The organism is Dyella humi (assembly GCF_044904605.1).
Classification (GTDB): domain Bacteria; phylum Pseudomonadota; class Gammaproteobacteria; order Xanthomonadales; family Rhodanobacteraceae; genus Dyella_B; species Dyella_B humi.
Genome location: NZ_JADIKI010000023.1, coordinates 1,540,697 through 1,563,208 on the forward strand (window position 1 = coordinate 1,540,697; position 22,512 = coordinate 1,563,208).

A 22,512-nucleotide genomic window follows, 5' to 3' on the forward strand; every position below is an offset into this window, starting at 1 on the left:
GCTCAGGTATCCGCGTTGCTGGCGAAACCTTCGCGCGTGCCGCGGTTGAAAACGCGATCGCTGTCGAGCACATCGGCCGCTGCATGCGCCGAAAGCTGCTTGAGCCCGGCGTAGATCGGGGTGAAATCCGGTCGTGTCGCATCGAACAGCTGCTTGAAGCTGTCGATCACGAAATAGGTTTGCTGGTAGGTGTCGATGCGGTAGCGCGTGTTCATCACGCGCTCCAGGCCAAAGCCGATACGGTTCGGTGCAGGTGAATCCAGGCAGTAGATCGATTCGCCCTTGGAGCTGACGATGCCCGCGCCGTAGATGCGCATGCCTTCGTCGGTGTTGATCAGGCCGAATTCCACCGTGTACCAGTACAGGCGCGTCAAGTTCATCAGCGCCTCGGGACCGATGCCGAACGCCTTCATGCCGCCGCGGCCGTAGGCTTGCATGTAATCGGCGAAGATCGGATTGAGCAGCAGCGGCACGTGGCCGAACAAGTCGTGGAACAGATCGGGCTCGCTCAGGTAATCGAGTTGTTCCGGTTTGCGGATCCACCAACTGACGGGGAAACGGCGGTTGGCGAGGTGGTCGAAGAACACCTCGTCCGGCAACAGGCCCTCGACCGCGACCAGCTCCCAGCCGGTGGTCTTTCCTAGCACCTTGTTGAGGTCGGCGAATTTCGGAATGCCGCCGTCGCCCAGGCCGAAACGTTCCACGCCTTCCATGAATTCACGGCAGGCGCGGCCGGGCAGCAGCTCGCGCTGGCGCTTGTACAGCGTGTCCCACACCTCATGATCGGTCCGGCTGTAGTCGGCCCACGGCTGTTCCACCACACCCGTGGCGTACACCGGCACGTAGCCGCGATCGGTCTGCTGGTGCTCAACGCGGCGAGGGGTGTCGTTTTCCATGGCGGCTCCGTGGCGTGTAGGGCCAATCCCTACGAGGCACGAGCAAGATCATAGGTCTGCCAAGGCGCAAGATGATTGTTTTGTTGCCGAGACTGTAGGGTTAGGTGCAATATTCCACCGGAAAATGGCTAATCAGCTGACGAATATTGCAATGATCGAGCTCGATCGCACTGACCTGCGTATCCTCGCCGTCCTACAGACGGAGGGGCGCATCACCAATGCCGAGTTGGCCGATCGGGTGAACCTGTCCCCCTCCGCCTGCTTGCGCCGCCTGCAGCGGCTGGAAGGCGAGGGCGTGCTCACCGGCTACAGCGCGCAGGTGGATCCAGAGGCGGTTGGGCTGGGCTTGCAGGCGTTCGTGCGTGTCCAGCTCACCCGGCACGAAAGCGACGTAATCGAACGCTTCGTGGAACGCGTCAACGGCTGGGACGAAGTGGTGGCCTGCTATGCGCTCACCGGCGACATGGATTACCTCATGCACATCTACGTGGCCGATCTGCAGCACTTCTCGCGTTTCTTGCTGGATCGCCTGCTCAATGCTTCGGGCGTGGCGGACGTGAACTCCAGCTTCGTGCTGCGCACCGTGAAGCGTTCGGCCGCCTTGCCGCTCAGTCAGCTCGAACGTTGACTACGCGCTCTCGCCGGCCGGCGTGAGCGGCATCGACGATGTATCGCGGCGTTGAATACGCAAGGCCAGGAAGGCCGCCACCACACCGGTGGCGCCGGCAATCACGAACGGCGTGAGATAACTACCCAGTTGCACGCGCAGCACGCCGGCCATGAAGGCGGCGGTCGCCGCGCCGACCTGGTGTCCGGCCACCACCCAGCCGAACACCACCGGCGCATCGCGTTCGCCGAAGGCATCCGTGGTCAAGCGCAAGGTGGGCGGCACCGTGGCAATCCAGTCCAACCCGTAAAACACGCCGAACAGCGACAGGCTGTAGAACGAGAAATCGGAATAGGGCAGATACATCAGCGATAAACCGCGCAGCGCGTAATAGACGAACAGCAATTTGCGCGGGTCGAAGCGATCGGTCAGCCAGCCCGACAGGGTGGTGCCGATCAGATCGCACACGCCCATCATCGCCAGCACCCCGGCCGCGCGCACTTCGGGAATACCGTGATCGCCGCACAGCGCAATGAAGTGCGTGCCGATCAAGCCGTTGGTGGTGAAACCGCACACGAAGAACGTGGCGAACAGCAGCCAGAACACGCCGCTTTTGCTGGCGCGATGCAGCGTGCCCAGCGTCAGCGCGAACAGGTTGCCTGAAGGCGCGCCCGCATCGGCTGGTTCATTGGGCTCCGCGCCGTAACGCGTCAGGCCGATATCGGCCGGGCGCTCCGGCATCAGCCACAGCACCAGCGGCAACAGCAGCGCGCACACCGCGGCGATAGTCAGCACCACCGGACGCCAACCCGCGTATTCGGCGATGGCGGCCAGGCCCGGCAGGAAGATCAGCGTGCCAGTCGCGGTGCTCGCGGTGAGCAAACCCATCATCAGGCCGCGATGCGTGCTGAACCAGCGGCCGACCACGGTCGCGCCCAGTACCACCGCCACGCAGCCGGTGCCGGCGCCGGAAAACAAACCCCAAGTCAGCAGCAGGTGCCAGGGCCGGGTCATCAGTGCGCTGGATGCAGCCGCGGCGGCCATCACCGTCAGCGCGATCAGCAACACGCGCTTGATGCCGAAACGCTGCATCAGCGCCGCGGCGAACGGACCCATCAGGCCGTAAAGCAGGATGCCGACGGCCGCCGCGGAGGAAATATCGTCCCGGCTCCAGCCGAAGGCTCGACCCAGCGGCAACATCAGCACGCCAGGCGTGGCGCGCATGCCAGCCGAGGCCAGCAGCGCGAGGAACACCACGGCGACCACCACGAAAGCGTACTTTTGGCCGAACGGCCGGCGGCGTTGTATAGTCATGTTACCGATCGGTACGGGACGGACGTGCAGAGTACGTACCGATCGGTAACATTGTCAACCGGCCTGCTTATGTCCATGCGTTCTAAACCTGCCCCCAATACCCCCACCGAACCCCCGCGCCGCGCCGCCGATCGCATCCGCGACACGGCGTTCGACCTGTTCTACCGCGAGGGCATCCGCGCGGTGGGCGTGGAGGAAATCGTCAGCCAGGCCGGCGTGACCAAGCCCAGCTTGTATCGTGCCTTCGAATCGAAGGACGAGCTGATCGCCGCCTACCTGCGTGACTACGACCAGCGCTTCTGCCAGCGCTTCGAAGCACCCGCGGCCGACCACCCCGGCGATCCTAAGGGGCAACTGCTTGCTTACTTGGACAAACTGGCCGCGCGCGCCAGCCGCGACGGCTATCGCGGCTGCGGCCTGACCAATGCGGTGATCGAATACCCCGAGCGCGACCATCCCGCGCATCAGGTTGCCGTCGAAAGCAAGCAAGCCTTGCGTGAACGCCTGCGCGAGATGTGCCGCGGTATGGGCGCGCGCGAACCCGACGAACTGGCGGATGGAATCTTGTTGTTGCTCGAAGGCAGCTATGTATCTGGCCAGACGTTTGGCGAAGGCGGTCCCGCGCGGGTGCTTGGCGCGATGGTGCGGTGCCTGATCGACGCGTACGTATAAAACGACGCACGTAGGTTGGTGGAGAGGCACAGCCGAATCCAACGCAACGATGTGCATGGCGATGTTGGGGTTCGGCTACGCCTCACCGCCAACCTACGAAGCGCGGTCGATTAACGCTAAACTAACTGCACTGATGAGCATCGAAGCCGTTTCCACTTTGGACCGAGACCTGCTGCGCCCGCTGCGCTACCTGTGGCGCGTGCCGCTGCTGCTAGTGCACGTATTGCTCGGCATTCTGCTGTGCGGATTCATCCTCACTTGGAATCGCCACGCGGTCATGAAGAACGGCCGCGAGCCGTTCACCCATCGCATGATCCGCGCCTGGTCCACCGGGCTGATGCGCATCTTCGGCCTGCGCTCCGTACGCGTCGGCCAACCGCTGCAGGATTCGGCGCTATTCGTCGCCAATCACACCTCGTGGATCGACATCGAGTTGCTGCATAGCCAACGTGCGGCCTGCTTTGTCGCCAAGGCGGAGATTGCCAACTGGCCGCTGGTCGGCTGGCTGGCAGCTAGCGGTGGCACCATCTTTCACCGCCGCGGCAGCAACCATTCGCTGGCGGCGGTGATGCAGGTCATGGTGGACCGGCTACGCACCGGCCGCTCTGTGGCGGTGTTTCCCGAAGGCGGCACCGGCCACAACGGCGTGCTGAAAGTGTTCCATGCACGCATCTTCCAGGCCGCGCTCGATGCCGAAGTACCGGTACAACCAGTGGCACTGCGCTTCGTGCGCGACGGCAAACGGCAGATCGATGCGGGCTTCCGCGAGCACGAGAACTTCCTGCAAAACTTCCTGCGCATGCTCGGCGGTCCGTCGATGGATGCCGAAGTGCATTTCCTTGAGCCGGTGCCCACGAATGCCGATGGCCGGCGCCGCATGGCCGAGCTGGCGCGCGAACGCATCGCTGCGGCGCTTGAGGATCGTTCTGCATGACCTTACCGCAAGGACGCGACTTTCAGCCGCCCTGGCCGCTGACGAGCGGGCATATCCAGACCATGCTTTCCTCCAGCGGCGTGCGGCGCACACTGCTGCCGAAACGTGCCTACCGCGTACTGGAAGGCGCGCAGGAAGTGTTGGTGGATGGCGGCGATGGCATTCGTCTCACCGGCTCATTCACCGCACAGAAAATACAGCCCGAGTCGCGCGGCCTGGCCGTGTTGTTCCACGGTTGGGAAGGCAGCGTCGATTCCACCTACGTGCTGCAGACCGGCAGCCGGCTGCTGGAAGACGGCTGGGATATCTTCCGCCTCAATTTTCGCGATCATGGCGAAAGCCACGGGCTCAACGAGGCGCTGTTCCATTCCTGCCGGCTCGATGAAGTAGCGCATGCGCTGAGCGATATCGCGCGCCGCTGGCCGGCACGTGTGATGGCCCTGGCCGGATTTTCGCTGGGCGGTAACTTCGCGTTGCGCGCGGCGCTGCAGGCGCCAGCCCTCGGCATCCCGCTCAATTACGCGCTGGCGGTGTGTCCCATCATCGATCCCAGCGAAGGCCTGTTTTCGCTCGAAGAATCCGCGCCGTGGTTCTACCAAGCGTACTTCATGAACAAATGGCGCCGTTCGCTGCGCGCCAAGCAGAAAGCGTTTCCACACGTTCAATACTTCGAACTGCAGGAACTGAAGCAGAACCTGCGCGGCCTTACTGAAGCACTGGTGCTGCGCCATACTGATTTCGGTTCGCTCGAAGCCTATCTGGACGGCTATTCGGTTGCCGGCCACATCCTAGCCGACATGCAGATTCCCGCGACCATTCTTACGGCGCGCGACGATCCGGTGATCCCCGTCACCGCGTTCGAAAAACTGGAGTTGCCCAGCAACGTGGAGCTGGACATTGCCCCCTACGGCGGGCACTGCGGTTTCATCCAAGGGTGGGACATGACCAGCTTCTGCGATGAATACATCGCGGCGCGCTTCAACGCGATTGCTGATGCGCAAGCTCGCTAAGACTCAATCCGCCAACACACAGCGCCCTCGCGCCCATGCACGCAATGCTTCCACCTGTTCATGCATCAGCACCGACAGCGGCCTGGTGGTTTCCAGGGCATGCAGCAGTATCGGCTGATCGAGCGCGCCACCGTTGCCGCTGGCGTCGTAAAGCGCGCTGACGATGGCCTGTTCGATCTCCGCGCCGGAAAAACCTTCGCTAGCTTGCGACAGGGCATCCATGTCGAACGTGCTGGCATCCAGATTGCGCCGTTTCAAATGCATCGTGAAGATCGCAGTGCGCACATCGGGCTTGGGCAGATCGACGAAGAAGATTTCGTCGAAGCGCCCCTTGCGTAGCAGTTCCGCCGGCAATTCGTTCACCGCATTCGCCGTAGCTACTACAAACACCTTGGACTTGCGCTCCGCCATCCAGGTCAGCAGATAACCCAATACGCGGCGCGATACGCCGCCGTCCTCGCCACCACCGCTGGCCAGGCCTTTCTCGATTTCGTCGATCCACAGTACGCAAGGCGCCAGTGTTTCGCAGCTCGCCAGTGCTTCACGTAGATTCTTTTCCGTTTCGCCCTGATATTTGTCGTAGAGCGAGCCGAAATCCAGGCGCACGAGAGGCACGCCGAAGCCGCCGGCGATGGCCTTGGAAACGAGGCTCTTGCCGCAGCCCTGCACGCCGAGCAGCAGCACGCCTTTGGGTGGATCGAGCGCCGGCTTCGGGCTGGGATCGAGAAACACCGTGCGCCGCCGCTGCACCCACTCGCGCACCTGGCTCACGCCGGCCACGTCGGCAAAGCTGGCGGTGGCGTACTCGTAATGCAGCAAGCCGGATCGGTTGAGCAGTTCGAACTTGGCCTTCATCAATTCGGGCAGATCGCTCGCTGTGAGCGCACCGTCGTTGTAGATCAGCTTGCGCACGATGCGTCGCGCATCCGGCGAGGTGAGCCCGACCAGGTTGCGCACGATGGTGCGTGCGGCCTCGTTGTCCACTTCCAGGTTGCGGTTGTGTTCGCGCTGCCAGGCGGCGGCTTCGCCACGCAGGATGCCGGCGAGCTCCTTGATGTCTGGCAGCGCCAGCGGCACGCGCGTGGCCAGTGCATCCAGCTCCTGCGGCAGTTCCACCTTCGCGCCTACCAGCACCAGTGTGTGCGCGGCGCAGCGCTGCCGCTGTACGATCTCGCGCATCTGCCGCAGCGTTACTGAGTACTGCAGGCAAGGCTGGAAATCGAATAGCAAATAGATGCTGCGCTGTTCCGCTTCGCGGATGGCGTTGAGCGTGGAGGTGGCGTCCGCTGCAACCTCAAGTGTCCTCGGGCCGTTGAAATCGAGCCGCTCCAGGCCGTCGGTGAGCGTCCAACGCCAGAGTGGGTGCAGCGCCTGGGCGATGACGTGACGAAAGCACTCGATCACCCGTTGTTCGTCGATCGTTTCGATCACCAGCAAGGGTGTCGCGGCACGCACCAGCGTGCTCAGGTCGTCCAGTTCGCTCATGCATCCTCCCGCGAGAAGGCTAAGGTAGCAGAGCTGTCACGACCGGATCATAGTCGGCAGGCTACGCTCCGCTCGCGACAGCAAGCGCTGACTTGCGCCTGCACGACCCTGCCCCAAACTGACGGACTTTCCACCGCATCACGGAGATTTCCCATGCAGCTACGCAGCGACAACTTCCAGCACGGCAAGCCCATTCCACCGGTCTTCGCATTTGCCAAGCCGGGCAAGCCGGTCGCGTTGTCGGACAACCTCAGTCCGCACTTGGCCTGGAAGGACGTTCCGGCAGGCACGCAGTCGTTCGTGCTCACCTGCATCGACAACGATGTACCGAGCAGGCCCGATGACGTCAACAAGGAAGGCCGCGTGGTGCCCGCCGACCTGCCGCGCGTGGAATTCGTGCACTGGCTGATGGCGAACATTCCGCTCGAATGCGGGGAATTGGCCGAAGGCGCCTGCAGCGACGAGGTCACTCCGCGCGGCAAAAAACAACCGTACGGCCCGCCACGCAGCGTGCAGGGCGTCAACAGCTATACCGACTGGTTCGCGGGCGACGTGCAGATGGAAGGCGCTTACCTGGGCTACGACGGTCCATGCCCGCCGTGGAACGATTCGATCGTGCATCACTATCACTTCCGCATCCATGCGCTCGATGTTCCCGGTCTGCCGTTGGAGCAGGGGTTCTCGCTGGAAGAACTGCGCGCGGCCATGGCCGGGCATGTGCTGTCGGAAGCTGTGCTTACTGGTACTTACAGCCTCAATCCCAGCGTGCCGGCGAGCTGATTCCCTCTCCCTGGAGGGGAAAGGGGAACACCAACGCCTTCACGCCGGGACAGCATGTTCTGTGGCACATGGCATAAGGGACCACGACACGATGCCCTCGGATTCGGAGGAAAGCCGCCATGCTGCATTACGCCCTGGTCTTCCTAGTGATCGCCGTCATCGCGGCCCTACTCGGTTTTACCGGTATAGCCGGTACCGCCGCGTGGATCGCCAAGGTGCTGTTCGTGCTGTTCCTGATCCTTGCGGTGATCGCATTTTTCCGGCGAACCAGCTGAACGGGGCGAATCTGTTCAGCTAACACCACAGCAAACCGTTAGAGTGAATACCCTTGACCTCACGGAGCAACGTCATGAGCAACGAAGTCCAGGCTAATGAAGACAATGTCCACGGACGCATCGACCAAGGCGCCGAGCGCATCAAGCAGGCCACGTCCGACGCCGTAGCGACTAGCAAGGAAAAATTCGATCGCGCAGCCGACCGTGTTGAAGAACGCGTGCATCACGCTACCGACAAGGCCGCGCATGCCGCCAATCGCGCCACCGACAAGGTCGCCGAAGCAAGCGAACGCGGGCGCGAAGCTTACGATCACGCCAGGGACCGCGCGGACGAATGGTTGGAAGAAGTGCGCGAATACGTGCGCGAAAAACCTGTCCAGGCTGTAGCCATTGCACTCGGCGCAGGCTGGCTGCTTGGCCGCATCCTGCGTCGCTGAGCGTGACTGATTCAGGCACGGAGGCGGGTGATGCACGATTCCGTGCGCGATAACGAAACGGCAGAACAACCGGAGCCATCCGACGAAGCGGCGGCATCGAGCGGCCTGCTCGACGACATCGGTCGGCTTGGCCGCGGCGTGCGCAAGCTGTTCGGCGCGCAACTCACCTTGTTGGCCGCCGAACTGGGGCTGGCGCGCAGCGCCGTTTCTTGGCTGTTGGCGGCCGGGCTGGGCGCCACCGTTGCGGGCGTGGGTCTGGGGCTCACCTTGCTGGGCCTGATCGGCCTGCTGCTTGCCAAATGGTTCGATTCCTGGATATGGGCCTTCGTCGTGCTCGCCGTGCTGGAAGTCGCTGCCTTGTTGGGAGCGATCCTGCTGTTCCGCCGCTGCATGCACTGGATGAGTCTGCCGGGTACGCGACAGGAGTGGCGTGCGATCATGAGCGATACGCTGCGGCGGGCCGAGCAAGACATCGAAGCAGGCAAGGACGCGGGCAAGGGGGAGGTCTGACATGAGCTTGTTCAAGCAACTCGAGCGGGTGCGTGAAGCACGCCAGCGCGTAGCGCGGCATCGGGACGAAATCGCCGCGCCGGCTGCCGCGCTATTGGAACGTGGTTACCACCACCCCCTGACAACCGTCGGTGCTGCCGCTGGCGCGGGTTTCGTACTCGGCACTCTTGGTGTCGGCCCCCTGCGCGTACCGGGGCTGGTTTCGACGGTGAGTGCGGGGTTGGCACAGATCGTGGCGTACGGCACACGACTGATTGCCGAAATGGGCATCATGGAGGATGGCGATACTGGCCCTGACCCCGAAGAACCATGACTGCGATCGAACCCACGGCGTTACCGAGTACGACGTCCGTGGAGGGAGCAGCGCAGGATCCTCTCCCGGTTGTTACGGCCACACCGGCGCAGTTGGCGACGCGCGGCGCTTACCGGTTGCGCAGCCATCTACGCGCCATCCGCATGACACTCAATGCGCTGCTGGCGTTGGCCTTGCTCTACACCGTCACCCTCGTCAAGGCGCTGATCATTCCCCTGGTGCTGGCCGCCTTCATCGGCCTGGCCCTGAATCCCATCGTGGCACGCGGCACTCGTCACCACATACCGCGTTGGCTGGGCGCGAGCGTGCTGATGGCGTCGCTGATTGCGGGCATCGCCAGCGGCATCAGCATGCTGACGCAGCCGGCGATGGGTTGGCTGCATAGCGCGCCATCGCAGATTCGCAGCTTCATTCCCAAGCTCGAACATTTCACTCGCCCGCTGGAAGCAGCAGGCCGCGCCACGCAGACGCTGGTCAATGGCCATCCTGCGCTGGCGGCGCAGAATCCCAGCGATGTCGCCATCAGTGTGTGGGACGTGCTGGCCAACGCGCCGAAAGTGTTGGCTGCCGTGCTCACCGTGCTGCTCCTGGTGTTCTTCTTTCTGATTTACGGTGATCTGATCCTGCGCCGCCTGGTTGAGATTGCGCCCAGCTTCGGCTACAAGCGCCACGCGGTGAGTATCGTGCGCGGCATCCAGACCGAAGTGTCGCGCTACATTCTCACCACCGTGGTGATCAATGCCTCGCTCGGCATCACCACGGCCGGCATGCTGTATCTGCTGCACATGCCCGATCCGCTGCTATGGGGCACGGTGGCTATGTTCGCCAACTTTATCCCTTACGTCGGCGCGATTGTGACCACCACGACGCTGTTGTTCGTCGGGCTGATTCACTTCGAGGTATTCCCGGCTGCCTTACTGCCGGCACTGTGCTTTGCCTGCATCACCGCGGTCGAAGGCAATTTGATCACGCCGATGATCCTCGGGCGGCGCATGCGCGTTAGCCCTATCGCCATTCTGATCTGGTTGCTGATTTGGGGCTGGTTGTGGGGCGTGCCGGGTGCACTGCTGGCGGTGCCGATGCTCACCAGCGCGAAGTTGATCGCGGAACGCGTGCGCGGGTGGGAGTGGTTTGCGCGGATGGTCCAGCGGTGAGAGGAATGTGCTCCCTCTCTCCTTCGGGGACTTCGGGGAGAGGGTTGGGGTGAGGGGCCAAGGCTTGCCTCAAGCTTTAAAAGAAACCGCGCTTCGATCTGCCACTGTGGCGAGGGTGTCCCCTCACCCTAGCCCTCTCCCCAGAGGGGAGAGGGGATAAAGGGCGGCAGAGATCAAGGCACTTGCGCGACGTTGGCGCAATTCGCATCACCGCACGCCTGCCAACCACCGCCGAGCGCCTTGTACAACGCCACCGCCCGCGTATCGATCGCACTTTCCGACTGCGCCAGCGTATCTTCCGCCGCCAACTGCACGCGCTCGGCATCCAGCAATTCCAGATAACCGGTGGCGCCTTCCTGATAGCGAATACGTGCAAGCTCCGCCGCACGTCGGCTCTGCTCGGCCTGGGCAATCAACTGCTCGATGCGCGCATGCTCGGCGTTGTAGTTGGTGACCGCGCTATCCACGTCCTCGATTGCCTGCAGCACGGTGCGCTGATAGTTCGCCTCTGCCGCATCGGCGCGCGCTTCGCTGGCATGCAGGTTCGAGCGCACGCGTTCCACGTTCAAGCCGTTCCACGTGATGCTGGGCGTGAACGACCATGCGCGCGATGCGAGCCCGCCGAAGTCGTTGGGGCGACCGGACAGGAAGCCAACGAAACCGCCGAGCGAGATGTGCGGAAAGAAATCCGCCTTCGCCACGCCGATACGCGCGTTGGCCGCCGCGTATTCGCGTTCAGCGATGCGCACGTCGGGTCGACGCGACAACACGTCGCCGCTATCGCCAATCGGTAATGCCGTGGCGATCGGTTTGAACGTCGTGGGCGATACGTCTACATCCAGTTCTCCCGGACGTTCGCCCAGCAGAGCGGCAAGCCGGTATTCGTAGCTGCGTGTTGCCGCATCGAGCACGGGCAGCTGCGCTTTCGCGGCGCTGAGCTGGGCGCTGGCGCTGGCCACGTCCTGCTCCGAGGCCGTGCCAATTTCTGCACGCGCATTGATCAGCTTCAACGAATCGGCCTGGTTGGCGATGTTGCGCTGGGCGATAGCGAGCCGTTGCTGCGTACCGCGCAACTCGAAGTAATTGCGCGCCACTTCGGCGAACAGGCTTACCTGCGCATCGTGCAAGGACGCTTCACTGGCGCCCAGATCCGCACGCGCCGCTTCCACCGAACGGCGGATGCCGCCGAACAGATCGAGTTCCCACGACGCATCGAAGCCCGCCTGATACGTGTCGACCGGCACACGCTGCGTACCGAACCCCGGTTGTTGTTCGATCGCGCGGCTATACGCAACCGAGGTGTCGATGGTGGGAATCTGATCGGATTTCGCCGTGCCGAGCAGCGCGCGCGATTCGGTCAGCCGTGCCCGTGCGACGCGCAGGTCGAGGCTGCCTTTGGCCGCGCGCTGGATCAGCGCATCCAGGACCGGATCGTTGAACTGCTTCCACCAATCGGCCTGGAACTGCGCATGGCTCTCGTGCGTCGCATCGACGTTCTGCACGTTCGCCGCTGCTGTGTTTGGTGTCTTGTAGTCCGGTCCCACGCTGGCGCATCCGGCCAGCGCGAGTGCCGCGAACAACGTGGTGTTACGAAGAAAACGAGTCATCTCAATGCCCCTCCAAGGCGGGCAAGTTGGATGCGTGCTGCTTCTTGTGCGCTTCGCGGCGTTCCACCACGGCGCGGATCAGCACGTAGAACAGCGGGGTATAGATCAGGCCGAAGATGGTCACGCCCAGCATGCCGGAGAACACCGCCACGCCCATCGCGTGACGCATTTCCGCACCGGCGCCGTGCGAGGTCACCAGCGGCACCACGCCCATGATGAAGGCGATCGACGTCATCAGGATCGGGCGCAGTCGCAGACGAGCCGCCTCCAGCACCGCGTCGTAGCGCGTCATGCCTTCATGCTGACGTTCGCGCGCGAACTCCACGATCAGGATCGCGTTTTTGCACGCCAGGCCCACCAGCACGATCAGACCGATCTGGGTGAAGATGTTGTTGTCGCCACCCGACATCCACACACCGGCAATCGCGGACAGCAGCACCATCGGCACGATCAGGATCACTGCCAGCGGCAACGACCAGCTCTCGTACAGCGAAGACAGCACCAGGAACACCAGCAGTACGCACAACGGGAACACCAGGATCGCAGTGTTGCCGGCGAGGATCTGCTGATAGGTGAGCTCGGTCCACTCATAGCTCATGCCGTTGGGCAGATTGTCTTGCGCCAGCTTTTCCATCGCCGCCTGGGCCTGGCCCGAGCTGAAGCCCGGCGCCGGACCGCCGTTGATTTCCGCGGTGATATAGCCGTTGTAATGCTGCACGCGTTCCAAGCCGGCCGTGCGGCGCACGGTGACGAATGAACCCAGCGGCACCATGTCGCCCTTCGCATTGCGCGTCTTAAGCTGCAGGATGTTCTCCGGCTCATGACGGAAGGCCGGTTCAGCCGAGACATTCACCTGGTACACGCGCCCGAAGCGATTGAAGTCGTTGACGTACAGCGAGCCCAGATACGCCTGCAGCGTTTCATTGGCGTCGGTGAGATCGATGCCTTCCGCCTTCGCCTTCTCGCGATTCACGTCAGCATCGATCTGCGGCACGCTCACCTGATAGCTGGAGAACAGCCCGGCCAGCGCCGGCACCTTTTGGCTCTGCGCGATCAGGTTCTGCGTCTGCTTGTAGAGCTCATCGAAACCAAGCTGGCCGCGATCCTCGATCTGGATGCGGAAACCGCCGATTGTGCCGAGACCTTGCACAGGCGGCGGCGGGAAGGTGGCGATGTACGCATCCTGGATCGTCGCGTACTTCTGGTTCAACGCCGCGGCAATCGCACCGGCGGACAGCGAAGGATCGCGACGCTCCTCGAACGGCTTCAGCGTCTCGAACACAATGCCCGCGTTAGTGGCGTTGGTGAAGCCGTTGATCGACAAGCCCGGGAACGCCACTGCGCTCTGCACGCCCGGCTGCTTCAACGCGATCTCCGACATGCGGTGGATCACGTCTTCCGTGCGATCGAGCGACGAGGCATCCGGCAGCTGCGCGAACGACACCAGGTACTGCTTGTCCTGCTGCGGTACGAAGCCGGCCGGCACGTGATAGAAACCCAGCACCGCCAAGCCAATCAGGCCCACGTAAACAACGACTGCCGCCGAGCCCTTGCCCACGATGCGGCGCACGCCGCCGACGTAGCGGTCCGCGCTGCGATGGAAGAAGCGGTTGAATGGACGGAAGATCCAGCCGAGCGCCTTGTCCATCAAAATGGCCACGCGATCCTTCGGCGCATCGTGACCCCTCAGCAGTACGGCGGCGAGCGCAGGGCTGAGGCTGAGCGAATTGAACGCCGAGATCACGGTGGAGATCGCGATGGTCAGCGCGAACTGACGATAGAACTGGCCGGTAAGGCCGCTGATGAAGGCCGTCGGGATGAACACGGCACAAAGCACCAATGCCGTGGCGACAATCGGTCCTGTTACCTCGTTCATCGCGCGGCGCGTGGCTTCGCGCGGCGTATGACCCAGTTCGATATTACGCTCGACGTTCTCCACCACCACGATCGCATCGTCCACCACGATGCCGATGGCCAGCACCAGGCCGAACAGCGACAGCGCATTGAGCGAGAAGCCAGCCAGATACATCACCGCGAAGGTGCCGATCAGCGATACCGGCACGGCCACCAGCGGAATCACCGATGCACGCCAGGTCTGCAGGAACAGGATCACCACCAGCACGACCAGTAAGATCGCTTCGATCAGGGTGTGCGCTACCGCTTCAATCGAGCCGCGCACGAACACCGTGGGATCGTAGACGATGCTGTATTCCACACCTTGCGGAAACTCCTTCTTCAGCTCCGCCATCGTGGCGCGCACTTCGTTGGAGATCTGGATGGCGTTGGAACCCGGACGCGCGAAGATCGGAATCGCGACGGCCGGCTGGTTGTCCAGCATGCTGCGCAGCGCGTACTGATTGGAGCCCAATTCGATGCGCGCCACATCGCGCAGATGCACCACGCTGCCGTCTGCATCGGTGCGCACGATGATGTTGCCGAATTCCTCCACCGTGCCGAGGCGGCCCTGCGTGTGAACGTTGAGCTGGAAGTCCGTATTGCCCGGCACCGGCGGCGCATTCAGCGCACCAGCCGCGACCGCTACGTTCTGCTCCTGGATGGCGTGCACGATGTCGCCGGTGGTCATGTTGCGCTGGGCGAGCTTGTTGGGATCCAGCCATACACGCATGCTGTATTCGCCGGCACCGAACAGCTGCACGTCGCCGACGCCGTCGAGGCGCGCGAGGATGTCCTTGATGTGCAGGCGCGCGTAGTTCGACAGGTAAAGCATGTCGTAGCGCTTATCCGGCGAGGTGAGATGCACGACCATGGTGAGGTCGGGCGAACTCTTCTGCGTGGTCACGCCCAGGCGCTGCACTTCTTCCGGCAGACGCGGCAACGCCTGCGCCACGCGGTTCTGTACTTCCACTTGCGCGTTGTTGAGATCCGTGCCCAGCGCGAAGGTGACGGTCAGCGTCATCTGCCCGTCGCTGGTGGCCTGCGAGGAGGAATACAACATACCTTCCACGCCGTTGATCTGTTCTTCCAGTGGCGTGGCGACGGTTTCACCGATCACTTCGGGGCTTGCGCCGGGATAGTTGGCGCGCACCACTACGGTGGGCGGCACGACTTCGGGATATTCGCTGATCGGCAGCTTGAACACCGCGATGCTGCCCGCGATCACGAAGATCAGCGAAAGCACCGCGGCCATGATTGGCCGGTCGACGAAAAACTGTGCGATGTTTTTCATGGGTTATATCTCTTCATGCTTGCCGCAAATGGCTCCCTCTCCCCTCCGGGGAGAGGGTTGGGGTGAGGGGACGCCTCGCGAAGATGCAGTTATAGAGCCGCTTCTGATGTGAGCCACTCGCAAGATTGGCCCCTCACCTCAGTCCTCTCCCCGGAGGGGAGAGGAGGAAAAGCTCAGCCCTGCGAGCGCTTCTGTGTATTCCGGTTATCCGCCTGCGCCGTACGCACATCCTTGCCATCCGGATTCGTCTCGGTGGCATCGACCAGCGCCTTGTCCTGGGCATCCAGTCGGGCATCCATCGCCACTTGCTGCGGATTCACTTCCGCGCCGGGACGCACATGCTGCAGACCATTCACCACCACCACGTCGCCAGCCTTCAGGCCATCGTCGATCACGCGCAGACCGTGGAACAGCGGACCCGGAGCCACCTTGCGGTACTCCACTTTGTGCTGCCCATCCACCACGTAGACGAACTGGTTGCCGAGATCGGTGCCGACGGCGCGATCGTCGATCAGCACACGCGGACGCGGCTGACCTGCTTGCAGATGCACACGTGCGTACAAGCCAGGCGTGAGCAGGCCGTCTTCCTCATCGAATACGGCGCGCAGACGCATCGTGCCGGAGCCCGGACGCACCTGGTTGTCGACGAAGTCGATGCGGCCGGTGTGCGGATAAGCCTGTTCGTCGGCCAGGCCCATGGTGGCTTCAATGCGTGGCGCACGCCCGTTCTTGATGGCGTCGCGGCGCAAGCGATCCAGCTTCAGCCAGGTTTGCTCGTCCACGTCGAAATACACGTAGATCGGATTCACCGATACCACCGTGGTGAGCACGTCTGAACTGGATACCAAGTTTCCCGATTGGATATGCGCGTTGCTGACACGACCATCGATGGGCGCGCGCACGTCGGTCCAGTCCAGATTGAGCTTCGCCGAAGCCAGCGCTGCGGTGGATGCCGCCAGCGTCGCCTTGGCGCTTTGCTCGTTGGTGCTCTGGCTATCGGCGTCTTCCTGCGAGATCGCGTGCTGAGCCAGCAGCTTCCTCGCGCGTGCCGCATTGGCTTGCGCCAAGCCGAGTTGCGCCTGCGCTTGCGCGATATTGGCGGTGAGCCGATCGACTTCGGCCTGGAACGGACGCGGGTCGATGCGGAACAGCACGTCGCCCTTGTGCACTTCAGTACCTTCCTTGAACTGCACGGTTTCCACGTACCCGCTCACGCGCGGACGTACATCGACGGAATCGACCGCCTGCAATTGGCCGGTGAAATCGGCGCTGTCGCTGACTGGGCGTACCATGACCGTGGCGACGCTCACTTCCGGCGGGCCGCCTTGTCCGCCGGCGCCTTGGGCATGGGCGCTTCCGCCGTGATTGCCCAACAACGCCCAACTGCCGGCAATGGCTGCTACGACCAGGCTGGCCAAGATGGCTTTCTTTAACATCGTTCGCTCCCTTGGATCTTCTTGCCGCAATGCAACAAGGTTTTGAGGAAACGAATAATGGGTATACCGTACAGTTTAGAAAATCCGTTCCTTGCGCAAGCTACTCGTGACTATCAGTCATGAATGGGTGCATAATCGCCAGCAGAACGTATTCTGGATCGTGCTATGGAAGATTTTTCTGCTATTTCCGCCTTTGTCCGGGTCGTGGAAGCGAAGAGTTTTGCATCCGCCGCCGCCCAGCTGGGCATGACCCCCTCCGGCGTTAGCCGCGCCGTGTCCCGGCTGGAGGAACACCTAGGCGTGCGCCTGCTGTTCCGCTCCACCCGCGCTTTGCGTCTTACCGACGATGGGGCCTCGTTCTATACACGTTGCAAGGAGATCCTGGCCGATCTTGCTGAAGCGACCGAATCCCTGGGCTACGCTCACCGCAAGCCGCAGGGCAAGTTGCGGGTGGGTATGTCCGCCTCGGTGGGCCGCGCGGCCATCGTGCCGCAGCTGTCCGAATTCGAGCGCCGTTACCCGGACATCCGGCTCGAACTGATGATGTGCGATTACCCCTACGACCTCAACGAAGAAGGGATCGATTGCGCCATCCGCATGGGCGAACTGGAGGATTCCAGCCTGATCGCCCGCAAGATCGGCTATCTGCGCAATGTGCTGCTGGCTTCCCCGGAATACCTGGAGCGCTACGGTTCGCCCTCCAGCATCGAGGATCTGAAAAATCATCGCTGCATCAACTACGTCTACGCCAACGGCAAGCCGCGGCAGTGGCAGTTCGATACGCCCCACGGCCGCATCGAAGTGGACGTCAACGCACACCTGTTGATCAATGACGGCGAGTCGGTGATCCAGGCGGCGATGGCGGGACTGGGCATCATCCAGGCGCCGCACGTGTTGGCGGCCTGTGCACTGGATTTGGCCAAGCTCGAGCCGATCCTCCCCGACACCGTGTCCACCGGCAAGAACGTGTGGATCGTGTATCCGCAGAAGAAACATCTTTCCGCGCGCGTGCAGGCCTTCATCGAATGGGCGCGCGGGCTGTTCGAACGGCCTTTCGAATCGATGTTGTGCCAGACGGTGCCGGTGGTCGAGGCGTTCCGGCCGCCGTTGCCGCCGGTACGGAAAGAAAAGCCGGTGCGGGCGCAGTGACTTTTTTCTCCCTCTCCCTTTATAGGAGAGGGAGCTGGTTCAGGCGCCCGCCGGAATCAGCAATAACAACGCCGCGCCCAGCGCAATGCGATACCACGCAAACCACGTGAAGCGATGCGTGCGGATATAGCCCAGCAGCCACTTCACCGCCACGAACGCCACCACCAGCGACACCACGAAGCCGACGATCAGCGCGCCCCAGTCTTCATGCGCGGCGCCGCCGCTCTTGAGCACCTTCAGAAGCTCGTAACCGGTTGCTGCATACATGGTGGGAATGCCGACCAGGAACGAGAATTCCGTCGCCGCGGGACGATTGCTGGTGCCCGCGAGCATCGCCGTGAAAATCGTTGCCCCCGAGCGTGAGGTGCCCGGAAACACGCCCGCCACGATCTGCGCGATGCCGACCAGGATCGCTACCCGCCAGGTAACCTCGCTGCGATCCACTTGCCGTGCGGCAACTGCTTCCGCGCCGAGAATCCAGAAACCGCCGATCAGTAGCGCCCACGCAATCGGCGTTACCGTTTCCGGCAGCTTGAAGCCGTAATGCGTTACCACGAGCCCGAGCACGCACGTGATCAGAAACGCCACGACCAGTTTGGCCAGATACGCGCGATTGACCGGGTCCCGCCACTGCGTCAGCAATTCCCAGATGCGCTTCCAGTAGATCAACGTGATGGCCAGGATCGCGCCAGCCTGGATGCCCACGTTGAAAAGATCCGAGCGGGCGCCGAGCCCGAAGCTTTCGGCAATCAGCAGGTGTCCGGTACTGGAGATCGGCAGGAATTCGGTAATACCCTCGATGATGCCGAGCAGAATCACATGGAAGAGGTCATGCACGCAGAGGTTCCTTGTGTCGCAGGCGGCAGAGTGCCGTAAAAACGGTATAGCTTAAGGCTTAGCTCCTCCTTGCCGGGCGGTTAAGTGCAAGGGGGTCAAGACGCGCCATACAAGTGCAAATTAATCCCTAATTTGGTGCAAAACAAGCTCGCACAAGTCCGTCGCCTCTGTGTAATCATTTGAACGGTAAAGTGTTTTAGAGTTGGTACGGTGCTTGCCTAGAAGCACGCGCGATCCCTTCCACGAATTATCGAGGTTTTACATGTCCGCGAAGAAAGTGCTCGACCTGATCCAGGAACACGAGGTCGAGTTCGTCGACCTGCGTTTTGCCGACATGCTCGGCAAGCACCACCACGTCACCTTCCCTGCCCACACCATCGACGAGTCCACGTTCGAGGACGGCAAGATGTTCGACGGTTCCTCGATCTCCGGGTGGAAGGGCATCAACGAATCGGACATGGTGCTGCTGCCTGACCCGGCCACGGCCTACCTCGATCCGTTCAGCAGCCACACACAGCTGGTTCTGCATTGCGACGTGCTGGAACCCAGCACCATGCAGGCTTACGGCCGCGATCCGCGCTCCATCGCCAAGCGCGCCGAGGCGTATCTGAAATCCACCGGCTTGGCCGACACGGCCTTCTTTGGTCCGGAGCCGGAATTCTTCATCTTCGATTCCGTGCGCTGGCAGAACGACATGGGCCGCGTGTTCTACGAAATCGAATCGCAGGAAGCAGCATGGAGCTCGCGCTTCAAGTACGACGAAGGCAACAGCGGCCATCGTCCGGGTGTGAAGGGCGGCTATTTCCCGGTCAGCCCGGTCGATTCGCTGGGTGACCTGCGCGCCGACATGTGCAAAGTGCTCGAATCGCTCGGCCAGGTGGTGGAAGTGCATCACCACGAAGTGGCCAACGCTGGCCAGTGCGAGATCGGCGTCAAGTTCAACACCCTGGTGCAGAAGGCCGACGAGCTGATGACGCTGAAGTACGTCATCAAGAACGTCGCGCACCAGAACGGCAAGACCGTCACCTTCATGCCCAAGCCGATAGTCGGCGACAACGGCAGCGGCATGCATGTGCACCAGTCGCTCAGCAAGGACGGCAAAAACCTGTTCTCCGGCGACCTGTACGGCGGCCTGTCGCAGCTCGCGCTGTGGTACATCGGCGGCATCTTCAAGCATGCCAAGGCCATCAACGCGTTCGCCAACTCCACCACCAACAGCTACAAGCGCCTGGTGCCGGGCTTCGAAGCGCCGGTGATGCTGGCCTACTCCGCGCGCAACCGCTCGGCGAGCTGCCGCATTCCGTTCGTGTCGAACCCAAAGGGCCGCCGCATCGAAGTGCGCTTCCCCGATCCGATGCAGTCGGGCTACCTCACCTTCACCGCGCTGATGATGGCCGGCCTCGATGGCATCGTGAACAAGATCGACCCGGGCGCGCCGGCCGACAAGGATCTCTACGATCTGCCGCCCGAAGAAGAGAAGAACATCCCGCAGGTGTGCTCCAGCCTCGACGCCGCGCTGGAAGCGCTGGACAAGGACCGCGACTTCCTCAAGGCCGGTGGCGTGTTCAACGACGACTTCATCGATGCCTACATCGAACTGAAGATGCAGGAAGTGACGCGCTACCGCGCCAGCACGCATCCGCTGGAATTCCAGATGTACTACGCGATCTGATCGCGCGCATCATCGCAATAAAGCAACGGGCGCTTCGGCGCCCGTTGTTGTTTATGCCATGCAATTTCAAATGTACGGCTAGCACTACGATCGTCAGAACTGCTCCATCCCCTGCTTGCAGGGGAGGAGCCTGCCCTCGACTTGAACGGGGGTTGGGGTGGAGTGAGCACTTGCCTCAAACTTTCTCGCTAATGTTTGTCTTGCGTTTTACCCGGATCTTTCGATTTCATGGCAAGGTTTGCTCCTTCGTTCTCGTTCTAGACAAAGGAAGCGAACCACATGGGAATCATCGCTACGCGAAAGCGAGCCGCACTGTGGCTCATTGCATCCATCGCGTGTTGCTCGCATACCCTGTTCGCTGCATCACCTTCCACGCCTGCGACCGATGCTCCCGTTGCGACACGCCGCTCGCTCGACCAGCCTCGGCCGCTACCGGGTCCCGGGCCCAGCGCCGGAACCATCAAGGCCTGGCAAGACCGCAAGTTCGGCATGTTCATCCACTTCGGCCTGTATTCCATTGCGGGCGGCATGTGGAACGGCAAGCGCGTGGACAACGGCTATAGCGAGCAGATATTCGCCAACGGGCCGATTCCCGACAAAGATTACGAAGCACTGGCCAAACAATTCGATCCGGTGAACTTCGATCCCGACGCAATCGTGGCCTTGGCCAAAGCTGCGGGTATGAAGTTCATTGTGATCACTGCCAAACATCACGACGGTTTCAATCTGTTTCAGACCGCAGAGACTTCTTACAACGCCGTGGATGGCACGCCTTATCACCGGGACATCGTGAAGGAACTTGCTGATGCCTGCGCGCGCGGTGGCCTGAAGTTTGGTGTGTATTACTCGACCATTGATTGGCATCACCCAGGCGGGAACAAGTACATCGAAGGCAACAGCAATCCGATCACATCGGAGCAAGAAGCATTCAATGTCACGCAGCTGAAGGAACTGTTGGGCCACTACGGCCCCATCTCCGAAATCTGGTTCGACATGGGCAAACCCACGCCCGCGCAAAGCGCGCACTTCGCGCACACCGTGCACGCGCTGCAGCCACAAACCATGATCTCCGGCCGCGTATGGAACTACTACGGTGACTTCGCCGTGATGGGTGACAACGCCGAACCCGACGTGGCGATGGAGCTGCCCTGGCAATCGCCGGCCTCCATGTTTCCGGAAACCTGGGGCTATCGCTCGTGGCAGGAAAGAAAGGATCCGCAAGACAAGATCCGCGAGAACATCACGCGGCTGGTACGCGTGGTCAGCCAGGGCGGCAACTACATTCTCAATATCGGACCGGAAGGCGATGGTTCCGTCGTTCCGTACGAAGCGCAGGTATTGCACGGCATCGGTGCGTGGCTCAAGCGCAACGGCGAGGCCATCTATGGCACGCGCAAGCAGCCGTTCGCGCCACTGGATTTCGGTTATGCAACCCAAAGCCCGCATGCGATCTACCTGTTCGTGGCCAAGCTGCCGCCGGATCACAAACTACATGTGCCGGGGGTGGCTGACACGGCATTCGGCCCCGCTTATCGACTTGGCGCGCATGAAGCTACCGTTGACGTGCAGCGCGATGGCGAAGACATCACTATTCCTCTGGATCGTCTCGCCAACCTAACAACGGGCGCCAGCAACGATGACATCGACGCATTCATGCCCGTCGTCGTGCTGCCTCTCAAAGGTCCGCTGCACGTCCGGCCTCGCATGATCGCCGCCGCGCCCGATGGCAGCTTTCATCTGCAGCCATCGCAGGCCGAGCATTACCTCAACTACAACGGCGAAGGCTACGAAGCGCCTGCCACGCTCTACAAGCTGAGCTGGCAGCTCGATGCGAAAGCTACGAATTACACGCTCACCCTGCATTACACGCCGGTGCCTGCGCACACCAAGATGGATTTGTGGATCGACGGCCAGCGTTATCCGCTGGATCTGGGCGGCGGCGCTGCAGGCAAGCAACAAGCAGGCAGCCAGGTTTTGCTCATTCACCGGAACCGTGCCGTGCATCCTTACGCCATGCAGGTCGAGCTTACGCCGCCGGCACCGTTCGAGCAGGGCACGGCGCTGCCGGTGACGATGCAATCCGTGGATCTGTCCCCGACCCGATAAGGCGTCTCTTCAGGGCATAAGGTGACCTGTCGCGTCCGACGCCTGCCGGCAACCGGTTAGACCAGGCGCGGGCGCACAGGGCCGAGCTCGCGCGCCGCCGTGGCATAAACGTTGCTTCCACTCAAAGGTGT

Annotated in this window: 20 protein-coding genes; 13 read left to right on the forward strand and 7 right to left on the reverse strand. The window is 62.2% G+C overall.

Annotated features, from left to right (window positions below):
- Window positions 1–2: 2 nt before the first annotated feature.
- Entirely contained in the window at window positions 3–896 is an 894-nt protein-coding gene (gene phhA / locus ISP18_RS18190; RefSeq protein ID WP_380015404.1) for a phenylalanine 4-monooxygenase, read from the reverse strand.
- A gap of 151 nt (window positions 897–1,047) precedes the next feature.
- On the opposite strand from phhA, the gene ISP18_RS18195 reads away from it, so the two are divergent.
- On the forward strand, window positions 1,048–1,524 hold the full coding sequence (locus ISP18_RS18195; RefSeq protein ID WP_380015407.1) for an Lrp/AsnC family transcriptional regulator: 477 nt from the start codon (window positions 1,048–1,050) through the stop codon (window positions 1,522–1,524).
- Here the strand turns inward: ISP18_RS18195 and ISP18_RS18200 are convergent, their stop codons facing one another.
- Window positions 1,525–2,817, reverse strand: a complete 1,293-nt coding sequence (locus tag ISP18_RS18200) for an MFS transporter (RefSeq protein ID WP_380015410.1) — start codon at window positions 2,815–2,817, stop codon at window positions 1,525–1,527.
- A gap of 75 nt (window positions 2,818–2,892) precedes the next feature.
- Here ISP18_RS18200 and ISP18_RS18205 point away from each other — a divergent pair, with 75 nt between their 5' ends.
- The 3 genes from ISP18_RS18205 (at window position 2,893) to ISP18_RS18215 (ending at window position 5,433) form a co-directional block, all read left to right on the forward strand.
- On the forward strand, window positions 2,893–3,489 hold the full coding sequence (locus ISP18_RS18205) for a TetR/AcrR family transcriptional regulator (RefSeq protein WP_380015413.1): 597 nt from the start codon (window positions 2,893–2,895) through the stop codon (window positions 3,487–3,489).
- A 133-nt stretch (window positions 3,490–3,622) separates the two neighbouring features.
- Entirely contained in the window at window positions 3,623–4,423 is an 801-nt protein-coding gene (locus tag ISP18_RS18210; RefSeq protein WP_380015416.1) for a lysophospholipid acyltransferase family protein, read from the forward strand.
- A complete protein-coding gene (locus ISP18_RS18215) occupies window positions 4,420–5,433 on the forward strand; it encodes a YheT family hydrolase (protein WP_380015419.1) in 1,014 nt (337 codons plus the stop codon). Before ISP18_RS18210 ends, ISP18_RS18215 begins: the two co-directional genes overlap by 4 nt.
- Before the next feature lie 3 nt (window positions 5,434–5,436).
- Here ISP18_RS18215 and ISP18_RS18220 read toward each other — a convergent pair whose 3' ends face one another.
- Window positions 5,437–6,918, reverse strand: coding sequence for an AAA family ATPase (locus ISP18_RS18220; RefSeq protein ID WP_380015422.1), 1,482 nt, complete (start codon window positions 6,916–6,918; stop codon window positions 5,437–5,439).
- 153 nt (window positions 6,919–7,071) lie between these two features.
- Between ISP18_RS18220 and ISP18_RS18225 the strand changes: the two genes are divergently transcribed.
- From ISP18_RS18225 to ISP18_RS18250, 6 genes are all read left to right on the forward strand, one after another.
- Window positions 7,072–7,698, forward strand: a complete 627-nt coding sequence (locus ISP18_RS18225) for a YbhB/YbcL family Raf kinase inhibitor-like protein (RefSeq protein ID WP_380015425.1) — start codon at window positions 7,072–7,074, stop codon at window positions 7,696–7,698.
- A 119-nt stretch (window positions 7,699–7,817) separates the two neighbouring features.
- Entirely contained in the window at window positions 7,818–7,973 is a 156-nt protein-coding gene (locus tag ISP18_RS18230) for a DUF1328 domain-containing protein (protein ID WP_284319167.1), read from the forward strand.
- Window positions 7,974–8,047: 74 nt separating this feature from the next.
- Window positions 8,048–8,410 (forward strand): DUF883 family protein, encoded by a 363-nt coding sequence (locus ISP18_RS18235; RefSeq protein WP_380015429.1) that lies wholly within the window; start codon window positions 8,048–8,050, stop codon window positions 8,408–8,410.
- A 30-nt stretch (window positions 8,411–8,440) separates the two neighbouring features.
- Window positions 8,441–8,920: an ABC transporter ATP-binding protein gene (locus ISP18_RS18240; protein ID WP_380015432.1), complete on the forward strand. Its 480-nt coding sequence runs from the start codon at window positions 8,441–8,443 to the stop codon at window positions 8,918–8,920.
- Between the two features lies 1 nt (window position 8,921).
- Entirely contained in the window at window positions 8,922–9,233 is a 312-nt protein-coding gene (locus ISP18_RS18245) for a hypothetical protein (protein ID WP_380015435.1), read from the forward strand.
- Window positions 9,230–10,387: an AI-2E family transporter gene (locus ISP18_RS18250; protein ID WP_380015438.1), complete on the forward strand. Its 1,158-nt coding sequence runs from the start codon at window positions 9,230–9,232 to the stop codon at window positions 10,385–10,387. The genes ISP18_RS18245 and ISP18_RS18250 overlap by 4 nt, the downstream gene beginning before the upstream one ends.
- Window positions 10,388–10,560: 173 nt before the next feature.
- Here the strand turns inward: ISP18_RS18250 and ISP18_RS18255 are convergent, their stop codons facing one another.
- The 3 genes from ISP18_RS18255 to ISP18_RS18265 form a co-directional block, all read right to left on the reverse strand.
- Window positions 10,561–11,994: an efflux transporter outer membrane subunit gene (locus ISP18_RS18255; protein WP_380015441.1), complete on the reverse strand. Its 1,434-nt coding sequence runs from the start codon at window positions 11,992–11,994 to the stop codon at window positions 10,561–10,563.
- A 1-nt stretch (window position 11,995) separates the two neighbouring features.
- Window positions 11,996–15,181 carry an efflux RND transporter permease subunit gene (locus tag ISP18_RS18260; protein WP_380015444.1) on the reverse strand — a complete coding sequence of 1,062 codons (3,186 nt, stop codon included), beginning with the start codon at window positions 15,179–15,181 and terminating at the stop codon, window positions 11,996–11,998.
- 173 nt (window positions 15,182–15,354) lie between these two features.
- Window positions 15,355–16,617 (reverse strand): efflux RND transporter periplasmic adaptor subunit, encoded by a 1,263-nt coding sequence (locus ISP18_RS18265; protein WP_380015447.1) that lies wholly within the window; start codon window positions 16,615–16,617, stop codon window positions 15,355–15,357.
- 165 nt (window positions 16,618–16,782) lie between these two features.
- On the opposite strand from ISP18_RS18265, the gene ISP18_RS18270 reads away from it, so the two are divergent.
- The gene (locus tag ISP18_RS18270) at window positions 16,783–17,766 is read left to right on the forward strand and encodes a LysR family transcriptional regulator (RefSeq protein ID WP_380015450.1); all 984 of its coding nucleotides are present in this window, start codon (window positions 16,783–16,785) and stop codon (window positions 17,764–17,766) included.
- 39 nt (window positions 17,767–17,805) lie between these two features.
- Here the strand turns inward: ISP18_RS18270 and ISP18_RS18275 are convergent, their stop codons facing one another.
- A complete protein-coding gene (locus ISP18_RS18275; RefSeq protein WP_380015453.1) occupies window positions 17,806–18,603 on the reverse strand; it encodes an undecaprenyl-diphosphate phosphatase in 798 nt (265 codons plus the stop codon).
- Between the two features lie 262 nt (window positions 18,604–18,865).
- Between ISP18_RS18275 and glnA the strand changes: the two genes are divergently transcribed.
- Together glnA and ISP18_RS18285 are read left to right on the forward strand one after the other, a co-directional pair.
- Complete coding sequence (gene glnA, locus ISP18_RS18280; protein WP_380015456.1) at window positions 18,866–20,275, forward strand: type I glutamate--ammonia ligase; 1,410 nt, start codon at window positions 18,866–18,868, stop codon at window positions 20,273–20,275.
- Between the two features lie 279 nt (window positions 20,276–20,554).
- Complete coding sequence (locus ISP18_RS18285; protein ID WP_380015458.1) at window positions 20,555–22,381, forward strand: alpha-L-fucosidase; 1,827 nt, start codon at window positions 20,555–20,557, stop codon at window positions 22,379–22,381.
- Window positions 22,382–22,512: the final 131 nt, after the last annotated feature.

Bases quoted from the DNA above. Each gene is read 5' to 3' on its own strand.
- phhA (WP_380015404.1), bottom strand. From the start codon at position 896: ATGGAAAACGACACCCCTCGCCGCGTTGAGCACCAGCAGACCGATCGC.
- ISP18_RS18195 (WP_380015407.1), top strand. From the start codon at position 1,048: ATGATCGAGCTCGATCGCACTGACCTGCGTATCCTCGCCGTCCTACAG.
- ISP18_RS18200 (WP_380015410.1), bottom strand. From the start codon at position 2,817: ATGACTATACAACGCCGCCGGCCGTTCGGCCAAAAGTACGCTTTCGTG.
- ISP18_RS18205 (WP_380015413.1), top strand. From the start codon at position 2,893: ATGCGTTCTAAACCTGCCCCCAATACCCCCACCGAACCCCCGCGCCGC.
- ISP18_RS18210 (WP_380015416.1), top strand. From the start codon at position 3,623: ATGAGCATCGAAGCCGTTTCCACTTTGGACCGAGACCTGCTGCGCCCG.
- ISP18_RS18215 (WP_380015419.1), top strand. From the start codon at position 4,420: ATGACCTTACCGCAAGGACGCGACTTTCAGCCGCCCTGGCCGCTGACG.
- ISP18_RS18220 (WP_380015422.1), bottom strand. From the start codon at position 6,918: ATGAGCGAACTGGACGACCTGAGCACGCTGGTGCGTGCCGCGACACCC.
- ISP18_RS18225 (WP_380015425.1), top strand. From the start codon at position 7,072: ATGCAGCTACGCAGCGACAACTTCCAGCACGGCAAGCCCATTCCACCG.
- ISP18_RS18230 (WP_284319167.1), top strand. From the start codon at position 7,818: ATGCTGCATTACGCCCTGGTCTTCCTAGTGATCGCCGTCATCGCGGCC.
- ISP18_RS18235 (WP_380015429.1), top strand. From the start codon at position 8,048: ATGAGCAACGAAGTCCAGGCTAATGAAGACAATGTCCACGGACGCATC.
- ISP18_RS18240 (WP_380015432.1), top strand. From the start codon at position 8,441: ATGCACGATTCCGTGCGCGATAACGAAACGGCAGAACAACCGGAGCCA.
- ISP18_RS18245 (WP_380015435.1), top strand. From the start codon at position 8,922: ATGAGCTTGTTCAAGCAACTCGAGCGGGTGCGTGAAGCACGCCAGCGC.
- ISP18_RS18250 (WP_380015438.1), top strand. From the start codon at position 9,230: ATGACTGCGATCGAACCCACGGCGTTACCGAGTACGACGTCCGTGGAG.
- ISP18_RS18255 (WP_380015441.1), bottom strand. From the start codon at position 11,994: ATGACTCGTTTTCTTCGTAACACCACGTTGTTCGCGGCACTCGCGCTG.
- ISP18_RS18260 (WP_380015444.1), bottom strand. From the start codon at position 15,181: ATGAAAAACATCGCACAGTTTTTCGTCGACCGGCCAATCATGGCCGCG.
- ISP18_RS18265 (WP_380015447.1), bottom strand. From the start codon at position 16,617: ATGTTAAAGAAAGCCATCTTGGCCAGCCTGGTCGTAGCAGCCATTGCC.
- ISP18_RS18270 (WP_380015450.1), top strand. From the start codon at position 16,783: ATGGAAGATTTTTCTGCTATTTCCGCCTTTGTCCGGGTCGTGGAAGCG.
- glnA (WP_380015456.1), top strand. From the start codon at position 18,866: ATGTCCGCGAAGAAAGTGCTCGACCTGATCCAGGAACACGAGGTCGAG.
- ISP18_RS18285 (WP_380015458.1), top strand. From the start codon at position 20,555: ATGGGAATCATCGCTACGCGAAAGCGAGCCGCACTGTGGCTCATTGCA.